Annotated in this window: 15 protein-coding genes; 12 read left to right on the forward strand and 3 right to left on the reverse strand. The window is 56.6% G+C overall.

The annotated features are described in order from the left end of the window. The first annotated feature begins 11 nt into the window (after positions 1 to 11). Together msrP and PNAP_RS03310 are read left to right on the forward strand one after the other, a co-directional pair. A complete protein-coding gene (gene msrP, locus PNAP_RS03305) occupies positions 12 to 1,010 on the forward strand; it encodes a protein-methionine-sulfoxide reductase catalytic subunit MsrP (protein WP_011800081.1) in 999 nt (332 codons plus the stop codon). Continuing rightward, positions 1,010 to 1,669, forward strand: a complete 660-nt coding sequence (locus tag PNAP_RS03310; RefSeq protein ID WP_011800082.1) for a protein-methionine-sulfoxide reductase heme-binding subunit MsrQ — start codon at positions 1,010 to 1,012, stop codon at positions 1,667 to 1,669. The genes msrP and PNAP_RS03310 overlap by 1 nt, the downstream gene beginning before the upstream one ends. 100 nt (positions 1,670 to 1,769) lie before the next feature. Here the strand turns inward: PNAP_RS03310 and lysA are convergent, their stop codons facing one another. Beyond that, entirely contained in the window at positions 1,770 to 3,056 is a 1,287-nt protein-coding gene (gene lysA, locus PNAP_RS03315) for a diaminopimelate decarboxylase (protein WP_011800083.1), read from the reverse strand. A 116-nt stretch (positions 3,057 to 3,172) separates the two neighbouring features. Beyond that, on the reverse strand, positions 3,173 to 3,532 hold the full coding sequence (gene lptM / locus PNAP_RS28295; RefSeq protein ID WP_408633735.1) for an LPS translocon maturation chaperone LptM: 360 nt from the start codon (positions 3,530 to 3,532) through the stop codon (positions 3,173 to 3,175). On the opposite strand from lptM, the gene cyaY reads away from it, so the two are divergent. Then, positions 3,414 to 3,749 (forward strand): iron donor protein CyaY, encoded by a 336-nt coding sequence (gene cyaY, locus PNAP_RS03320; RefSeq protein ID WP_041376495.1) that lies wholly within the window; start codon positions 3,414 to 3,416, stop codon positions 3,747 to 3,749. The two genes, lptM and cyaY, sit on opposite strands and share 119 nt — an antisense overlap. A 71-nt stretch (positions 3,750 to 3,820) precedes the next feature. Here cyaY and PNAP_RS03325 read toward each other — a convergent pair whose 3' ends face one another. Then, positions 3,821 to 6,238, reverse strand: coding sequence for a penicillin-binding protein 1A (locus PNAP_RS03325; RefSeq protein WP_011800085.1), 2,418 nt, complete (start codon positions 6,236 to 6,238; stop codon positions 3,821 to 3,823). A gap of 259 nt (positions 6,239 to 6,497) precedes the next feature. On the opposite strand from PNAP_RS03325, the gene PNAP_RS03330 reads away from it, so the two are divergent. The 9 genes from PNAP_RS03330 to PNAP_RS03365 all read left to right on the forward strand — a co-directional run bounded on the left by PNAP_RS03330 (position 6,498) and on the right by PNAP_RS03365 (position 16,658). Further along, positions 6,498 to 7,577: a pilus assembly protein PilM gene (locus tag PNAP_RS03330; RefSeq protein ID WP_011800086.1), complete on the forward strand. Its 1,080-nt coding sequence runs from the start codon at positions 6,498 to 6,500 to the stop codon at positions 7,575 to 7,577. Continuing rightward, complete coding sequence (locus tag PNAP_RS03335; protein WP_041376496.1) at positions 7,574 to 8,179, forward strand: PilN domain-containing protein; 606 nt, start codon at positions 7,574 to 7,576, stop codon at positions 8,177 to 8,179. Before PNAP_RS03330 ends, PNAP_RS03335 begins: the two co-directional genes overlap by 4 nt. A 21-nt stretch (positions 8,180 to 8,200) precedes the next feature. Next, positions 8,201 to 8,875 (forward strand): type IV pilus inner membrane component PilO, encoded by a 675-nt coding sequence (locus tag PNAP_RS03340; RefSeq protein ID WP_011800088.1) that lies wholly within the window; start codon positions 8,201 to 8,203, stop codon positions 8,873 to 8,875. Beyond that, positions 8,872 to 9,423, forward strand: a complete 552-nt coding sequence (locus PNAP_RS03345; protein ID WP_011800089.1) for a pilus assembly protein PilP — start codon at positions 8,872 to 8,874, stop codon at positions 9,421 to 9,423. The genes PNAP_RS03340 and PNAP_RS03345 overlap by 4 nt, the downstream gene beginning before the upstream one ends. Continuing rightward, positions 9,420 to 11,558 (forward strand): type IV pilus secretin PilQ, encoded by a 2,139-nt coding sequence (pilQ, locus tag PNAP_RS03350; protein WP_011800090.1) that lies wholly within the window; start codon positions 9,420 to 9,422, stop codon positions 11,556 to 11,558. The genes PNAP_RS03345 and pilQ overlap by 4 nt, the downstream gene beginning before the upstream one ends. A gap of 35 nt (positions 11,559 to 11,593) precedes the next feature. Further along, positions 11,594 to 13,645 (forward strand): hypothetical protein, encoded by a 2,052-nt coding sequence (locus PNAP_RS26795; protein WP_157040205.1) that lies wholly within the window; start codon positions 11,594 to 11,596, stop codon positions 13,643 to 13,645. A gap of 41 nt (positions 13,646 to 13,686) precedes the next feature. Then, on the forward strand, positions 13,687 to 14,205 hold the full coding sequence (locus PNAP_RS03355; RefSeq protein WP_232290746.1) for a shikimate kinase: 519 nt from the start codon (positions 13,687 to 13,689) through the stop codon (positions 14,203 to 14,205). Positions 14,206 to 14,257: 52 nt separating this feature from the next. Further along, a complete protein-coding gene (gene aroB / locus PNAP_RS03360; protein WP_011800093.1) occupies positions 14,258 to 15,376 on the forward strand; it encodes a 3-dehydroquinate synthase in 1,119 nt (372 codons plus the stop codon). Between the two features lie 85 nt (positions 15,377 to 15,461). Next, positions 15,462 to 16,658, forward strand: a complete 1,197-nt coding sequence (locus tag PNAP_RS03365) for a deoxyguanosinetriphosphate triphosphohydrolase (protein ID WP_011800094.1) — start codon at positions 15,462 to 15,464, stop codon at positions 16,656 to 16,658. Positions 16,659 to 16,788 lie beyond the last annotated feature (130 nt).

Genomic DNA, 16,788 nt, shown 5'->3' on the forward strand with positions numbered 1-16,788 from the left:
GGACATTCATCATGCTCATCAAGACCAACGCCCACGGATTCAACCATGCGGTTCCCAGCGAAATCACGCCGCAGGGCATTTACCAGAGCCGGCGTGACCTGATCAAGCTCATGGCCACGGGAACGGCCGGCGCGGCACTGGCCAGCTGGGCGGGCCGCGACGCACTGGCTCAGGCCGTACCGAAGCCCGGCAAGCTGGCGGTCTTGGCGGGCGCTAAATCGGCCGTTGCCGGCGCGGTGACGATGGAAAAAGTCACCGATTACAAAGACGCGACAAGCTACAACAACTTCTACGAGTTCGGCACCGACAAGGCCGACCCGGCCAGGAATGCCGCGACGCTGCCGGTCAAGCCCTGGTCGGTTGCGGTCGAAGGGCTGGTCAAGAATCCAAAAAACTTCACGCTTGAAGAGCTGCTCAAGCTCAGTCCGCAGGAAGAACGCATCTATCGCCTGCGCTGTGTCGAGGGCTGGTCGATGGTGATTCCCTGGGTCGGTTATTCGCTGTCCGAGCTGATCAAAAAGGTCGAGCCGCTGGGCAGCGCCAAATACGTCGAGTTCATCACGCTGGCCGACCCAAAGACCATGCCGTTTGTCGGTTCCCGCGTGCTGGAGTGGCCTTACGTCGAGGCCTTGCGCCTTGACGAGGCGATGCATCCGCTGGCGCTGCTGACCTTTGGCATGTACGGCGAAGTGCTGCCCAATCAGAACGGCGCGCCGGTGCGCATGGTCGTGCCCTGGAAATACGGTTTCAAAAGCGGCAAGAGCATCGTCAAGATCCGCTTCACCGACAAGGAGCCGCGCACCGCCTGGAACAAGGCAGCCGCCCAGGAGTACGGCTTTTATTCGAACGTGAACCCGCTGGTGGACCATCCGCGCTGGAGCCAGGCCACCGAGCGGCGCATTGGCGAAGACGGCTTGTTCGCCAAGAAGCGCAAGACGCTGATGTTCAACGGCTATGAAGCGCAGGTTGGCCAGCTGTATGCGGGCATGGACCTCAAGAAGAATTTCTGATGGCTGCCTGGATGGCGGGGCGGCAAAAATGGTTGCTGCACCCGGCGGCAAAACCGCTGATCTTCATGGTGTGCCTGTTGCCGTTCGCGTGGCTTTTCTACGCGGCATGGAGCGACCAGCTCGGGGCCAATCCGGCCGAGGCCCTGGTCCGCGCCACGGGTGACTGGACGCTGCGCTTTGTCTGCATCGTGCTGGCCGTAACGCCCTTGCGCGTCATCACCCGCACACCGGCGCTGGCCCGCTTTCGCCGCATGCTGGGCCTGTTCGCCTATTTTTATGTCGTGCTTCACCTGCTCAGCTACAGCTGGTTCGACATGGGTTTTGACGTTGCCGATATTGCCAGGGACATCGCCAAGCGGCCCTTCATCCTGGTCGGGTTTTCTGCCTTTGTGCTGCTCACGCCGCTGGCGGCGACTTCGTTCAACGCCGCCATCAAGGCCATGGGTGCGAAGCGCTGGCAGTTGCTGCACAAGCTGGTCTATCTGATTGCCGGCCTGGGACTTTTGCATTTCTTCTGGATGCGCGCCGGTAAAAACAACTTCAATGAAGTGTTTGTGTACGCCGCCATCGTGGCCCTGCTGCTGGGCTGGCGGGTATGGAACCATTGGGCCAAGGCCCGGAGACGGGTTTCAAACAACGCGGCAGTCGGCGTTCATTGATGCCTTGATGCTATAAAAAAAGTAGCTGACTGCGCCCGTGTATCAAGCGCAAAAGCGACTTTTCATGCTGAAAATAGGCTGCTAACGCCTCAACCCGTCGTCAAGGCATCAACAGTTCGCCCCGGAACGTATCCGCCGCCGTTTCGCGCGCACGAATCAGCCGGGCCAGGTCGCCATCGACCAGCAGTTCGGCGGCGCGACCGCGGGTGTTGTAGTTGCTGGCCATGCTCATGCAATAAGCCCCCGCCGACATGACGGCCAACTGATCGCCGGCAGCCACATCGAGGATGCGGTCACGGCCGATCCAGTCGCCGCTTTCGCAGACCGGGCCCACCACGTCGTAAATGACGCCGGCAGTTTCCGTTGCGGCCCGTTCGACGGGAACGATGGCATGGAAAGCCTGGTACATGGCCGGGCGGGGCAGGTCGTTCATGGCGGCGTCGATGATGCAGAAATTCTTCTGCTCGCCGGGCTTGAGGTAGAGCACTTCGGTGATGCAGATGCCGGCATTGCCGACCAGCGAGCGGCCCGGCTCGATCATCAGCTTCTTGCCGCCATAGCCGCGCGCGTCCAGCTTGGCCAGCAGTTGCCGCCACAGCGCGTCCGCTTCGGGTGGCATGTCATCGGCGCTGTAGTTGATGCCCAGTCCGCCACCAAAGTCGATGTGCGCCAGCGCAATGCCGGCCGCTTCAATCGCAGCCACCAGGTCAAGCACCCGGTCCATCGCATCCAGGTACGGCGTGACCTCGGTGATCTGCGAGCCGATATGGCAATCAATGCCGACAACCTTCAGGCCTTCCAGCGAAGCGGCATGCTGGTAAATGCGCAGGGCATCCTCATGGGCGACGCCGAACTTGTTGCCCTTCAGGCCGGTTGAAATATAAGGGTGCGTCTTCGGATCAACATTCGGATTGACGCGGATGCTGACCGGCGCCCTTAGCTTCATGGCAACAGCCACTTCCGACAGCACATCCAGCTCGGCTTCGCTTTCGACATTGAAGCAGCCAATGCCGGCCGCCAGCGCCTGGCACATTTCGGCGCGGGTTTTGCCGACGCCGGAAAAAATGACCTTCTTCAGATCACCGCCCGCAGCCTGAACCCGTTCGAGTTCGCCGCCCGACACGATGTCAAAGCCGCAGTCCGCGCGGGCGAACACCTGCAACACCGCCAATGAGGAGTTCGCCTTCATGGCGTAGCAAATTTGCGCATCCCGGCCTTCAAAACCGCGCTGGTAAGACGCCAGCGCCGACAGCATGGCGGTTTTTGAATAGATGAACAGAGGCGTTCCGTAGGTCGCAGCCAGTTCGCTGGCGCGCACATCTTCGGCAAACAGCGCGTTGTCACGGTACGCAAAATGGGGATGACCGGGAAGGGCTGGCAGTGTCATGGAGCTGGTTCTAAAGGGACGATTGAAGAAGGGGGGCGGGCATTGCAGCAAGGCTGAGCCTGCTGCGGCAGTCCGGCCGGGGCAGGAGAATGCATTGATCGCAAAAGCCTGGGCGGTTATTGGCTGGCGGATGCCGCCGGAGCCGGTGCAGTCACTGCCGCAGGCGTCTGGGAAAGGCCGGGTGGCATGGCCAGGGGCTGCGGCATTTGGGGTGGCACTGGCAGAAACAAGGGGCCTTTCTGTCCACAGCCGGACAGCACTGCGGCGCCCGCCACAACGGCAATAAGACCATGCCTGCAAACAACAGCATAAAGCCGGCCTAGAATTCGGGGTGAAAAAACCATGAATAGGATTGTAATGACGGACCTTGAATACCAGAACCAGGCCGAGAGTGTGCTCAAGGCTATCGAAAAGGCATGCGACCGGCTCAATGACGAGAGCGACGTGGACATCGACAACCAGCGCACCGGCGGCATGATCACCCTGACTTTTTCCAACCGCAGCCAGATCATCATCAACCTGCAAAAACCGCTGCAGGAAATCTGGATGGCAGCCAGGGCAGGCGGGTTTCACTACAAATTCAATGGCGAACAGTGGACAGATACCAAGGACGCCAGCGAATTTTTTGCCAATTTGTCGCGCTATGCCAGTGAACAGGCGGGCCAGCCGCTGGTTTTTGCCGCTTCAGTCTGATCTCTGGAAGCCCAGCAAAAACGGACCTCACGGGTCCGTTTTTTTATACAGAACACGGCCCAAGGGGCTGATCAGTTCTTGAAAAGATCCAGAATCCGTTTTTTCTCATCGGAAGGTGGCAACACCTGAATACCGCCAGCCGGTCCAGGCGCCGTTTCCGTGCTGGAAGCTCCTGCGTCTGGCTGCATGCCGACGCTGCTGATACCCGCGCCTTTGGCGTACTCGTCGTAATACCACTCGCCATTGAGGTTCACCACGCCTTCAGGTGGCGGGTATTCGGTGACGGGCACGTCCTTGAGGGCATATTCCATGAAATTGATCCAGATCGGCAGGCTCAAGCCGCCGCCAGTTTCGCGGTCGCCGAGTTTTTTGGGTGTGTCGTAGCCCATCCAGACGGCCGCCGCCAGCGTGGGCTGAAAACCCACAAACCAGGTATCAATCGAATCGTTGGTGGTGCCGGTCTTGCCGAAAATATCCGGCCGCTTGAGCATGGCCTGGGCTTTGGCCGCCGTGCCCGAGCGTGCCACTTCCTGTAGCAGGCTGTCCATGATGAAAGCATTTCGCGCATCAATGCCCCGCATCGACTCGTTCAGCGCCGGTGGGGTGACTTCGAGCAGTATCTTGCCACGCTGGTCGGTGATTTTCGTGACCAGGTAAGGGTTGACGCGGTAGCCGCCATTGGCAAAAACCGAATAGCCGGTTGCCATCTGCATCGGCGTGACCGAGCCGGCGCCCAGCGCCATGGTTAGGTAGGCGGGGTGCTTGTCGGCGTCGAAGCCGAAGCGCGTGACCCATTCCTGGCCGTATTTGGCGCCTATGGACTGCAGGATGCGGATCGATACCAGGTTCTTTGATTTCTTCAGGGCTGTGCGCAAGCTCATCGGGCCTTCGAAGCCGCCGTCATAATTTTTGGGCTCCCAGGGTTGGCCGCCGGTGACACCCGCATCAAAAAACAGCGGCGCGTCATTGACCACCGTGGCCGGGGTAAAGCCTTTTTCCAGCGCTGCCGAATAAATAAACGGCTTGAAGCTGGAGCCGGGCTGGCGCCAGGCCTGGGTGACGTGGTTGAACTTGTTTTTTTCAAAATCAAATCCGCCTATCAGTGCGCGCACGGCCCCATCCCGGGGGTCCATTGCCACGAAGGCACCTTCCACTTCGGGCAATTGGGTAATCTCCCAGGTATCCTTCGGCGTTTTGACCACCCGGATCAGTGCGCCGGGGCGAATTTTGATGTTCGGGCCAGCCTTGTCGGCCAGACCCGACTGTGCAGGCCGCAGGCCTTCGCCAGTGATGGTGACCTTTTCACTGTTCAGGCGCATCGCCAGGATCCGTTTGGGACTGGCTTCCAGCACCACGGCAGACATGATGTCGCCGTTGTCAGGGTTGTCGGCCAGTGCGTCATCAATCGCATCTTCGGTTTCCTGGGGGTTTGACGGCAGGTCGATGAATTTCTCGGGACCCCGGTAAATTTGCCGGCGTTCGTAATCCATGATGCCCTTGCGCAAGGCTTTGTAGGCCACGGTCTGATCGGTGGATTTCAGGGTGGTATAGACATTCAGTCCGCGCGTATAGGTTTCTTCGCCGTACTGGCTAAACACCAGCTGGCGCACGGTTTCAGCCACATATTCAGCATGCACCCGCCCGGCATTGCGTCCCGTCCTGATCTGAAGTTCTTCTTCCCTGGCTGTTTTCGCCTGCTGGGCAGTGATGAAACCGTTTTGTTCCATGCGCTCAATGATGTAGAGCTGACGCGTTTTGGCGCGGGTGGGGTTGGCGATGGGGTTATAGGTCGAAGGCGCTTTTGGCAGGCCGGCCAGCATGGCGGCTTCCGCAATGCTGACGTCCTTGAGCGGCTTGCCGAAATAGGTTTCCGAAGCGGCCGCAAAGCCATAAGAGCGATTTCCCAGAAAAATCTGATTCATGTAGATCTCAAGAATCTGGTTCTTCGTCAGGGAATGCTCCAGCTTGAAGGTCAGCAAAATTTCATAAATTTTGCGGGTATAGCTTTTCTCGGCCGTCAGGTAGACATTGCGGGCGACCTGCATGGTGATGGTCGAGGCACCCTGGCTTTTTGCTCGGCCCAGATTGGCAAGAACTGCCCGGACAACACCCAGGTAGTCAACCCCACCATGCGAGAAAAAGCGTGCATCCTCAATGGCCAGCACCGCATCTTTCATGATTTGCGGAATTTCATCAATGGGCGTGAGTCTGCGGCGCTCTTCGCCGAACTCTCCAATGATCACGTTGTCTGCCGTGTAAATCCGCAGTGGCTGCTTGGGGCGGTAGTCTGACAGGGCTGAAATATCCGGCAGGTTGGGATAGGCCACTGCCAGCGCAACCGCCAGAAAAATCGCCAGCCCAGCAATGACCGCCAGCACCAGCCCAATGCTGCCCAGAAAGAACTTCACAAGGGAGCGCAACCAGGAAGATGGCCGCTTTGCCGCGCTGGATTTGGATCGGGAATCAGGTTTCTGAGCAGAAGAGGGCATCAAGGTCAATCATAAAGTCGCATCAGCATTATAAAAATTCCTAAAACAGATGTGTATCAAGCAGTCGTATGGGATTTACACTGTTACATCAAAAAGTATGCTTTTACATGGGAAGTATCCCTAAAGATCGTCTGCTTTTGACAACGTACATCTTGTTTTGTTGAAGAGAAATTGTTACTCCTCAGAGGCCTTGCTGCTAACATTCAGGAGATTTTTTTAAGCAAGCTGGTTACATAGTAGCCGTCATTTGGGGCACCCTTTGATCTCACTGGGATCGTTATTCAACCGTCAACAACCCCCTTTGCTGGGTGTCGATATCAGTTCGTCCAGTGTCATGCTGGTCGAGGTGAGCCGCGACAAGGCCGGCAACCTGGTTCTTGACCGCTGCGCCATTGAACCCCTGGAAACAGGATGGGTCACCGATGGCAACATCGAAAAATTCGACGAAGTTGCTGAAGTGCTTCGACGTGTGGTGAAAAAGAGCGGTACACGTACCAAAAACGTGGCCATGGCGTTGCCGCCTTCGGCCGTCATCAGTAAAAAAATCATCCTGCCGGGAGGGCTTAGTGAGGCCGAGCTTGAAATTCAGGTTGAATCCGAAGCCAATAAATACATCCCATTTTCACTCGATGAAGTCAGTCTTGATTTTTGTGTGCTGGGCCCCAGCGCAACTTCCAGTGGAGATGTTGAGGTACTGATTGCTGCTTCGCGAAAAGAAAAAGTCCAGGACAGGCAGGGTTTGGCTGAAGCTGCGGGACTCAAGCCCGTCGTGGTGGATGTCGAATCGTATGCTTCGCGCTTTGCCACGGCACGGCTGATCGAAAACATGCCCAACAAAGGTGTGGACACCATGGTTGCATTGTTTGAGATCGGTTCGCTGACCACCAGCATGCAAGTCATCCGTAATGATGAGGTTCTGTACGAGCGCGATCAGGCATTTGGCGGTGCGCAACTGACCCAGTTGATCGTCAGGCAGTACGGATTCTCGCTTGAAGAGGCAGAAACCAAAAAACGTGGCAGCGAACTTCCTGAAGACTACGAGTCGGGGGTTCTGAAGCCGTTTGTCGAAAACATGACGCAGGAAATTGGTCGTGCGCTCCAGTTCTTCTTTACCAGCACACCCTATAACCGGGTCGATTACGTGATGCTGGCAGGCGGTTCATCTTCATTGCAGGGACTGACGGAGTCGGTAACGAAGCAGACATCCTTTGCCTGCCTGCTGGTGAATCCTTTTGATGGCATGGAAATTGGCAGCGGCGTCATCGAAAAAAGAATGCGGCGTGAAGCCTCCTGTTACCTGACTGCCTGTGGCCTGGCTTTGCGAAGGTTTGTACAGTGATTCTGATCAACCTGCTTCCACACCGTGAAGCTGCCCGAAAACGCCGGCGTGAAGTTTTTTTTGCAACTCTTGGCCTGGCTGCACTGGCCGGTGTACTGATCTGCGGCGCCATGTATTCCTGGTACTCAGCCCAAATTGAAAGCCAGCGAGGAAGAAATACCTTTTTGCAATCAGAAATTTCCCGCCTGGATGAGCAGATCAAGGATATTGCGACCTTGCAGGCGGAGATTACATCGCTCAAGGCGCGTCAGACCGCTGTCGAGGATCTGCAGGGGAACCGCAATCTCCCGGTGTATTTGTTGAGCGAACTTGTCAAGCAACTGCCTGACGGCGTGTACATCAACAGCTTGAAGCAAGAGAACCAGACCGTCCTAATGACCGGTATTGCCCAGTCGAACGAACGTGTTTCAGAGTTGCTTCGTAATTTCTCAAACAACAGCCCATGGTTGGCCAAACCGGAGTTGGTGGAAATTACGGCTGGTACGGTGACATTAAGCCAGCGCGACCAGCGGCGCGTTTCCAATTTTTCAATGCGCGTGGAGATCAAACGGGCCAGTGATCAAAAAGAAACAGCGTCTTCTGCTGCTACGGCCAAGATTTGATGCCGCGTGAATGAACTGATCATGGTAAAAATTTCCAGACCCGCTATCGATTTCGCGGCCCTTCAAGGCCGCATCCAGAACCAATTTACCGGTCTTGATCCCAATGATCCGGCTTCTTGGCCCAGCTTTCCCCGTTACCTGCTATGCGCTGCCGTGACCGTCGCGGTTGTGGTCGCGCTCTGGTTTATGTGGTTGAGCGCTTCTGATGAAGAACTGACGGCAGAAAAAGCCAAGGAAGTCCAGCTGAGGCAAAGCTATACCAGCAAGTTGACACAGGCTGTCAATCTGGAGGTTTTGAAGAAGCAGCGTGAGCAAGTCCAGCAGTATGTGACGCAGCTTGAAAAACAGTTGCCCAGCAAAGCTGAAATGGATGCATTGCTTTCCGATATCAACCAGGCCGGTTTGGGTCGCAGCCTTCAGTTTGAACTGTTCCGGCCAGGTCAGGTGCTTGTGAAGGATTACTACGCTGAGTTGCCCATTTCGGTACGGGTGACGGGTGGCTATCACGATATAGGCGCTTTTGCTGCTGATATTGCCAACCTCTCCCGCATTGTGACGTTGAACAATATTGCCATTAACCCTGCGAAAGATGGCAATCTGGTTATGGACGCCACGGCAAAAACCTTCCGCTACCTGGACAATGAAGAAATCGCCTTGCAGCGCAAGAGTGTTTCGTCCACTGGGGCAAAAAAATGAGGTGTATTCAACAAGCCCTTGTTCTTAGCCTGATATTTACCCTCCTGGTACTGACGGGCTGTGGTTCGTCCGATCAAGAGGAATTGCAGCAGTGGATGATCACCCAGCGCAATTCGACCCGGCCCAAGATCGCCCCCTTGCAGGCACCCACCAAATTCACGCCGCAAACCTATGGCCAGGAAGGCTCCATCGAGCCTTTCAGCAAACAAAAACTGGTGCAGGCGCTGAAACGGGATTCCAGCCAGGCTACTGCCAACGCAGCACTGATTGCGCCAGAACTGAGTCGGCGCAAGGAACCACTGGAGGCAACTCCGCTGGACACCGTGGCCATGGTTGGCAGCTTGACGAAAGCCGGCCAGCCAGTTGCACTGGTACGGGTTGACAACCTGATCTACCAGGTACGAGTCGGCAATTATCTTGGCCAGAACTATGGCCGCATTACCGCCGTGACGGAGGCCAGTGTTGTATTGCGTGAAATCGTGCAGGACGCAGCAGGCGAATGGACAGAGCGGCCGGCGACTTTACAGCTTTTAGAGGAAAAGAAATGAACAAGCAGATAGCGGGATTGGCAGCGGAGGCGAGAGGGCAAGAGAGTCTGCCGCGTTTGCTTGGACGTGTAGTGCGCCGTGCATTATTCAGTGTGATGGTCGTGGCCAGTGCCATACCCCTGCTGGCAAGAGCAGAAAATTCAATCCAGTCTGTTTCAGGCTCGGTGCAGGGCGGTTCGGAAGTGATCCGGATCGAACTGGCCGAACCTCTGGCAGAAGTTCCAACGGGTTTCAGCATTCAGGCGCCTGCCCGTATCGCACTCGACTTTCAAGGCATCAGCAATTCCCTGGGGCGGTCAGCCATTGAAATCAACCTGGGTAACATGCGTTCAGCCAATGTGATCCAGGCCGGTGAACGCACCCGGGTGGTGCTCAATCTGAAGACACCTACCTCCTACAAGGCCGAGATACAAGGCAAGTCGCTGCTGATCATTCTGGATTCCCAGGCCGTGGCAGCACCTTCCGTGGTGGCTGCGCCTGTATTTGCCGAAAGCCGTAACCGTGACACGCTTCCGTTGAAGGACATCGATTTTCGCCGTGGCCCCGACAATTCCGGTCGGATTGTGGTGGCCCTGCCCAATAATGAAGTTGGTGTTGATATTCGCCAGCAGGGTAAAACCGTGGTGGTGGAGTTCCTGAAAACTGCATTGCCCGAAGGCCTGCGCCGGCGTCTGGATGTCACTGATTTCGGAACACCGGTCCAAACTGTTACCACCACCCAGGTGGGCGACAAGGTTCGCATGGTGGTCGAGCCCACGGGTCAGTGGGAGCAAAGTGCTTACCAGAGCGACAATCAGTTCGTGCTGGAAGTGCGTGCGCAAAAGGTTGACCCTGGCAAGTTGACCCAAGGCATAGGCTTCAACGGCGAAAAGCTGTCGCTGAATTTCCAGAACATTGAAATCCGGTCGCTGCTGCAGGTCATTGCCGACTTCACCAATTTCAACGTCGTCACCTCGGATACCGTAACCGGGTCTGTGACCTTGCGCCTGAAAGACGTTCCATGGGACCAGGCCCTGGATATTATTTTGCAGGCCAAGGGTTTGGGAATGCGCAAGACTGGCAATGTTTTGCTGATTGCCCCCAAAGACGAACTGGCCGCCAAGGACAAGCAGGAACTGGAGGCTCGCGTTGCCATACAGAATCTTGAAGCGGTGCGTACGCAATCATTCCAGATCAACTATGCCAAAGCCAGTGAAATTGCAGTGCAGATATCTGCTGGCGGTACTGGCGCGACAACGGCCCGGATATTGTCCAATCGAGGAAGTGTCATTGCCGAGCCGCGCACGAATCAGTTGTTCGTGACGGACATTCCTTCGCGGCTGGAACAGGTGCAAAATTTTATTGCCAAGCTTGATATTGCGGTTCGACAGGTGTTGATTGAGGCGCGCATCGTTGAAGCTTCGGATACTTTTGGCCGGTCTCTGGGCGTGAGATTGGGCGGTGGGACGATTGGTGCAGCCGGCGCCCTGACAAGGGGTAATACCAATGTCTCATTGGGCACCAATTATGGTGCGACGGTTGCGGATACGAGCGGCAATTTTGTCAGCTTCCCCGCTTCAACCCTGGGTGTTGCGAATGCCGCCTCCTCATTCGCAGTGTCGATTTTCAATGCATCGGCGAACCGCTTCTTGAACCTTGAACTGTCGGCACTGGAGGCAGACGGCAAGGGCAAGATTGTTTCCAGTCCGCGCGTTGTCACGGCAGACCAGACCAAGGCGCTGATTGAGCAGGGGACCGAGTTTCCGTACCAGACCGCCACCTCCAGCGGCGCCACGTCCTTGGCATTCCGCAAGGCCAATCTGAAACTGGAAGTCACGCCGCAAATCACGCCAGAAGGCAACATCATTCTTGACCTGGACGTGAACAAGGACAGCCGCGGCGAAACCACCGCAGCCGGTATTGCCATCGACACCAAGCATATTCAGACCCAGGTGCTGGTTGAAAATGGCGGTACGGTCGTGATTGGCGGAATCTTTACGCTTGAAGAAACCAATAATGAAGTCAAAGTTCCATTGCTTGGCGATGTGCCTTACCTTGGTAACCTGTTCAAGAGCCGGGAGCGCACGTCCAGAAAGCAGGAAATGCTGGTATTTATTACACCGAAGATGATTACGGACCGGGCTTCTGCGCGGTAAGTTGAATTTATTCTCTGAAGAATTGAAAGAGTGAAATGACGTTTTTGAAATATTTATCGGTTGCTGCTTTGGCTATCGCTTTAGTGGCCTGCGGTGGTGGAGGGGGCAGTTCAAGCGCGGATGGAACTGGAACTGGAACAACCACACCGATAACAGTGACAACACCGACGATGTCGCTCTCATTGGTGGATGCAACTGGCAATGAGGTTACTAATCGCTTGCTATCGCAGACACAGGCACAATTTTTAAAAGTCGTTGTAAAGAAGAGTACGGGTGCTGCTGCGCCCTATACACGCGTTGCTTTAACGCTGGATTCGACGCAGGCTGTGCTTGTTCCCAATGTCAGTTCACAGTTGACCGATGTAGCAGGAATATTGTTAGTGCGCATTGCACCTGCTGATGTCTCATCATCTGGCGCCGTACAGGTTACTGCAGCCACCACGGTAGATGCAGTATCACTGACCCAAAATTATGACCTTCAAATTACTCCCGGCACGGTAAGTCTGTCTGGTTTGGCTGTCTCATCGACGACCGTGCAAAAGGGGCAGTCAATTAACGTGGTTGTAGACGTAAAAGTTAATGGTGTAGCTGCAGCTTCAAATTCTGTCGCAGTGACTTTTGCCAGTGGATGTGGTGCAGTTTCACCAGCTTCAGCGTTGGTTGATGCCGCAGGTCAAGCCAAAGCTGTTGTGCAAACTAACAGCACGGGAGCATGTGTCGTAAGCGCCTCCTCTTCTGGGGTTTCAGTAGTTACTGGTTACACAGTGACCGCGCCGCCAATAGCTGGTCTTCAGTTCGTGAGTGCCATACCGTCCCTAATTTACCAAACGGGATCTGTTGGTGCAAATACTTCGGTCGTCAATTTCAAGGTCATTGACTCAGTGGGTGCGGCAGTAACGACAGGAGTCAAGGTGAATGCCAGTTTGACGAATACCGACGGTGGCATAAATTTCTGCGGGTCGCCTTCGTCCATTACGTCTGGATCCGATGGAGTCGCATCATTTTCCATTTGCGCAGGGACTTTGCCAACGACGGTGCAGGTGACCGCTACGCTGGATCCCCCCAATGCGGCAATCTCTACATCGTCCAATCTGTTGACCGTACAGACCGGGCTACCTACGCAACGCTTTTTTGATATTGCGGCCACACAGTTGAATTTCTACGCAGGTGGGTATTTCACTGGCAAGTTCAATGGCAATAGCGTGGACATCACAGTGAATGCTGCTGATCGTCAAGGCAATCCGGTGCCAGATGGAACGAAAATCGTTTTCGTCAGCGAAGGTGGGCAGATCAATTCTGCAGGACAAAGCAGTTGCCTTATCGCCAGTGGCTTTTGCACAGTGCGCCTGATTGGACAAGACTACCGGCCCATGGGTTCAAACGCTGCAAACGGGGATCCACGTCCTGGTCGTGTTACTGTGCTGGCTTACGCTGATGGTGAAGAGTATTTCATCGACACGAAAGATGCCAACGGCATTTATAACAATCGCTATGATATAGGCGAGCTTTTTGAAGACCTTGGTTCACCTTATATTGATAAGGATGAAAGTGGTGCATTCGTTTCTTCCTACAAAAATTTGGTCACTAATACTGATGATGGTGAAACCTTTTATCCAATGCCGGCTGGCTCTACGGGTAGTACCGCTTGCCCGGTTAACTCTAATCGAGGACTTTCTGTAGCAGCAACGTGCAACAGCAAATGGGATGGCTACACCAAGGTGCGTCGCTCGATCGTGATCGTGTTTTCGGGCGGCGAGATTGGGCAGCCAGGCTTCTATGATTCAACAATACCCGCCAAGTATCACACTCAAGTTATCAGTAAATCCAAAGGAGGAATTACCGTGCAGCTTTCTGACTATGACGGGAATCCGCTTCCTGCAGATGCAACATTGGCTGTCGAAGTGATTCCTAGCGGAGGTACATGCACTGCAACTTTGTTTGGAACCCAAATTGGTAGTTCAACTGAACCTACTGCTCATTCAGTTGGCTTGGACAAATGTTTGGGTGGCGAAGTGGTTCGGTTCAAGGCCAGCGTAACTGCCGGTAGCAGTACGAAGGTAACTGCCTTTGACGTGACGGTGCCCTGATCGGACTTTCAGTGGAATCAAGCCAGATCCGGCTACCTTCTGTGGCTCTGGTAGGCCTCCCCGGCTCAGGTAAATCCACCATCGGGCGGCAACTCGCCAGGCGGCTGAAGCTTTCTTTTCTCGACTCCGACCACGTCATCGAGGAGCGGCTTGGCTGCTCCATCCGTGACTACTTCGAGCGCGAAGGGGAGGCCAGCTTTCGCGATGTCGAGGAAGCGGTGATTGATGAGTTGACCGGAATGGCGAGCGGCGTGCTCTCCACCGGCGGCGGGTCGGTGTTGCGCCCGGCCAACCGTCAGCGCCTGCATGAACGGGGCCATGTGGTGTACTTGCGTTCTTCGCCCGAAGAGCTGTTTCGCCGCCTGCGCCATGATGTCAGCCGTCCTCTGCTGCAGGTGGCCGACCCCCTCGGCCGTCTGCGCGATCTGTATGCCCAGCGTGACCCGCTGTACCGGGAAACGGCCCACTTCGTCATCGAAACCGGCCGTCCCTCGGTCTCCACGCTGGTCAACATGATCAGCATGCAACTGGAACTGGCGGGTATCGTTCCAGGGCCATAGCGCAAAAGCCCGACCTGCCCAGCCATGCCGAAAGTGCCTCTACACTTCGGTGATGCAAGCAAATCCTCCTTCTCTCGCAACGGCCCAGGTGCAAATCAACCTGGCCGAACGCAGCTATCCCATCCTGATTGGCACTTCACTGCTGGCCAATGCACTGACCTATCAGCATCTGCCCCAAGCCGCAACGGCACTCGTGGTGTCCAACACGACCGTGGCGCCCCTGTACGCGGCGCAATTGACTGAAGCGCTGCAGGCGCACTACGGCAAGGTTCTGCTGGTGACCCTGCCCGATGGCGAAGTCCACAAGGACTGGCCGACCCTGCAACTGATTTTTGATGCGCTGCTTGAAAACGGCTGCGACCGCAAGACGGTGCTTTTCGCGCTCGGCGGCGGTGTGGTGGGCGACATGACCGGCTTTGCGGCGGCCAGCTACATGCGCGGCGTGCCGTTTGTGCAGGTGCCGACAACCCTGCTGGCCCAGGTGGACTCGTCGGTCGGTGGCAAGACCGCGATCAATCACCCGCTGGGCAAGAACATGATTGGCGCGTTCTACCAGCCCCAGCAGGTAATCTGCGACCTGGAGGTGCTGAAGACCTTGCCCGACCGTGAACTGAGCGCCGGACTGGCCGAAGTCATCAAGTACGGGCCGATTGCCGACATGGCCTTCCTCGACTGGATCGAAGCCAACCTGGATGCGCTGCTGGCCAAGGAGCCTGCCGCGCTGGCGCACGCCATTCAGCGCAGCTGCGAGATCAAGGCCTGGGTCGTCGGCCAGGATGAGCGCGAGTCGGGTCTGCGGGCGATTCTGAATTTCGGCCACACCTTTGGCCATGCGATTGAATCCGGGCTGGGCTATGGCGAATGGCTGCACGGCGAAGGCGTGGGCTGCGGCATGGTGATGGCCGCGCACCTGTCGCAGCGCCTGGGCCGGATTGACATGGCGTTTGTGCAGCGCCTGACCACGCTGATCCAGCGCGCCGGACTGCCGGTCAAGGCGCCGCTGCTCTCAAGCACGGACAATGCAGGCCGCTACCTCGACCTGATGCGGATTGACAAGAAATCCGAAGCCGGCGAGATTCGCTTCGTGGTGATTGATGGACCGGGCAAGGCCGCCGTGTGCGCCGCGCCCGATGCCGTGGTGCGTGAAGTCATCGACTTGTGCTGCGCCTGATCGGTCAATCGTGCAGTGCACTATGAAATTGATAGCTGTTTAGGCTTGTCGCTGTTGCGCAAAAGGCATTTTTTATGCATAAAACATGACCTGGGCCGCCTGCGCCTGTGATCCGGCCCTGTCGCGTGGCCGCCGCATTCCCGAGCCGGTGGCACCGACGCGGTCCGATTTCCAGCGCGACCGCGACCGGATCGTGCATTCCACCGCGTTTCGCCGTCTGGTGTACAAGACCCAGGTTTTTTTGAACCACGAAGGCGATTTGTTTCGCACCCGGCTGACGCATTCGCTGGAGGTGGCGCAGCTGGGGCGTTCCATCGCCCGGACCCTGCGGCTCAATGAAGACCTGGTGGAGGCGATTGCCCTGGCGCACGACCTGGGCCACACGCCTTTTGGCCATGCCGGCCAGGATGCGCTGAATGCCTGCCTTCAACGCCACAACGCCCAGAGCGCAGGCTTTGAACACAACCTGCAAAGCCTGCGTGTCGTCGATGCGCTGGAAGAGCGCTACCCGGCTTACGATGGCCTCAATCTGACCTTTGAGACCCGCGAGGGAATCTTGAAGCATTGCTCGAAACGCAATGCGCGTCATATCGAGGCACGCGAACCCTGGGGCGTGGCGCATCGCTTTGTCGAGCAGGCTGCGGGGCCGCTCTGGCGGCAGCCCAGCCTGGAAGCGCAACTGGCCAATCTGGCCGATGAAATCGCCTACAACGCCCACGACATGGATGACGGTGTGCGCTCGGGGCTGCTGAGCCTGGAGCAACTGGAGGATGTGCCGCTGTTCAGTCGGTATCGGCGTGAAACGCTGGGGGTGTATCCGGGTCTGCAGGGCCGGCGGCTGCTGTTTGAAACCATACGGCGCATGCTCAGCGCCCAGGTTTACGACGTGATCGATGCCACCCGGTCAGCACTTCGAACGGCGGCTCCGGCCGATGTCCAGGCCGTTCGCGAGCATGCCGCCCTGGTCTGCTTTTCCGATGAAATGGCCTTGCAGTCCGCGTCCCTCAAGCGCTTCCTGCTACAAAATCTATACCGTCACCCGCAGGTGGTGCAAACCACGCAAGCGGCGCAGCAGGTCGTGCGCGATCTGTTCGATGCCTATATGGCCGACCCGGCGGAAATGCCGCAGGCGCATATTGACCGCTTTGACGGCAGCGACAGTGCTCGCGCAGCAAGCGCAAAACCGGTGCGCGTGGTGGCCGATTACATCGCCGGGATGACGGACCGCTTTGCCGCCAAAGAGCACGAGCGCCTCAAGGGACGCGCGATTTTTCCGGGTTGACGGCCGCGCTGCATGTTCAGGAACTTTATGCTTTTATTGCATTGATTGCGCGGTACCAGGGCAAGACCCTTTGTGACATGCTGAAATATCATTAACAATCAGCAAAAGGTGGTTTCAGATTTGCATGTTC

This window comes from Polaromonas naphthalenivorans CJ2 (assembly GCF_000015505.1).
Classification (GTDB): Bacteria; Pseudomonadota; Gammaproteobacteria; order Burkholderiales; family Burkholderiaceae_C; genus Polaromonas; species Polaromonas naphthalenivorans.

Excerpts from the sequence above, each read along its gene's own strand:
- msrP (WP_011800081.1), top strand. The coding sequence starts at position 12 with ATGCTCATCAAGACCAACGCCCACGGATTCAACCATGCGGTTCCCAGC.
- PNAP_RS03310 (WP_011800082.1), top strand. The coding sequence starts at position 1,010 with ATGGCTGCCTGGATGGCGGGGCGGCAAAAATGGTTGCTGCACCCGGCG.
- lysA (WP_011800083.1), bottom strand. The coding sequence starts at position 3,056 with ATGACACTGCCAGCCCTTCCCGGTCATCCCCATTTTGCGTACCGTGAC.
- cyaY (WP_041376495.1), top strand. The coding sequence starts at position 3,414 with ATGACGGACCTTGAATACCAGAACCAGGCCGAGAGTGTGCTCAAGGCT.
- lptM (WP_408633735.1), bottom strand. The coding sequence starts at position 3,532 with ATGCCGCCGGTGCGCTGGTTGTCGATGTCCACGTCGCTCTCGTCATTG.
- PNAP_RS03325 (WP_011800085.1), bottom strand. The coding sequence starts at position 6,238 with ATGCCCTCTTCTGCTCAGAAACCTGATTCCCGATCCAAATCCAGCGCG.
- PNAP_RS03340 (WP_011800088.1), top strand. The coding sequence starts at position 8,201 with ATGGTAAAAATTTCCAGACCCGCTATCGATTTCGCGGCCCTTCAAGGC.
- PNAP_RS03345 (WP_011800089.1), top strand. The coding sequence starts at position 8,872 with ATGAGGTGTATTCAACAAGCCCTTGTTCTTAGCCTGATATTTACCCTC.
- pilQ (WP_011800090.1), top strand. The coding sequence starts at position 9,420 with ATGAACAAGCAGATAGCGGGATTGGCAGCGGAGGCGAGAGGGCAAGAG.
- PNAP_RS26795 (WP_157040205.1), top strand. The coding sequence starts at position 11,594 with ATGACGTTTTTGAAATATTTATCGGTTGCTGCTTTGGCTATCGCTTTA.
- aroB (WP_011800093.1), top strand. The coding sequence starts at position 14,258 with ATGCAAGCAAATCCTCCTTCTCTCGCAACGGCCCAGGTGCAAATCAAC.
- PNAP_RS03365 (WP_011800094.1), top strand. The coding sequence starts at position 15,462 with ATGACCTGGGCCGCCTGCGCCTGTGATCCGGCCCTGTCGCGTGGCCGC.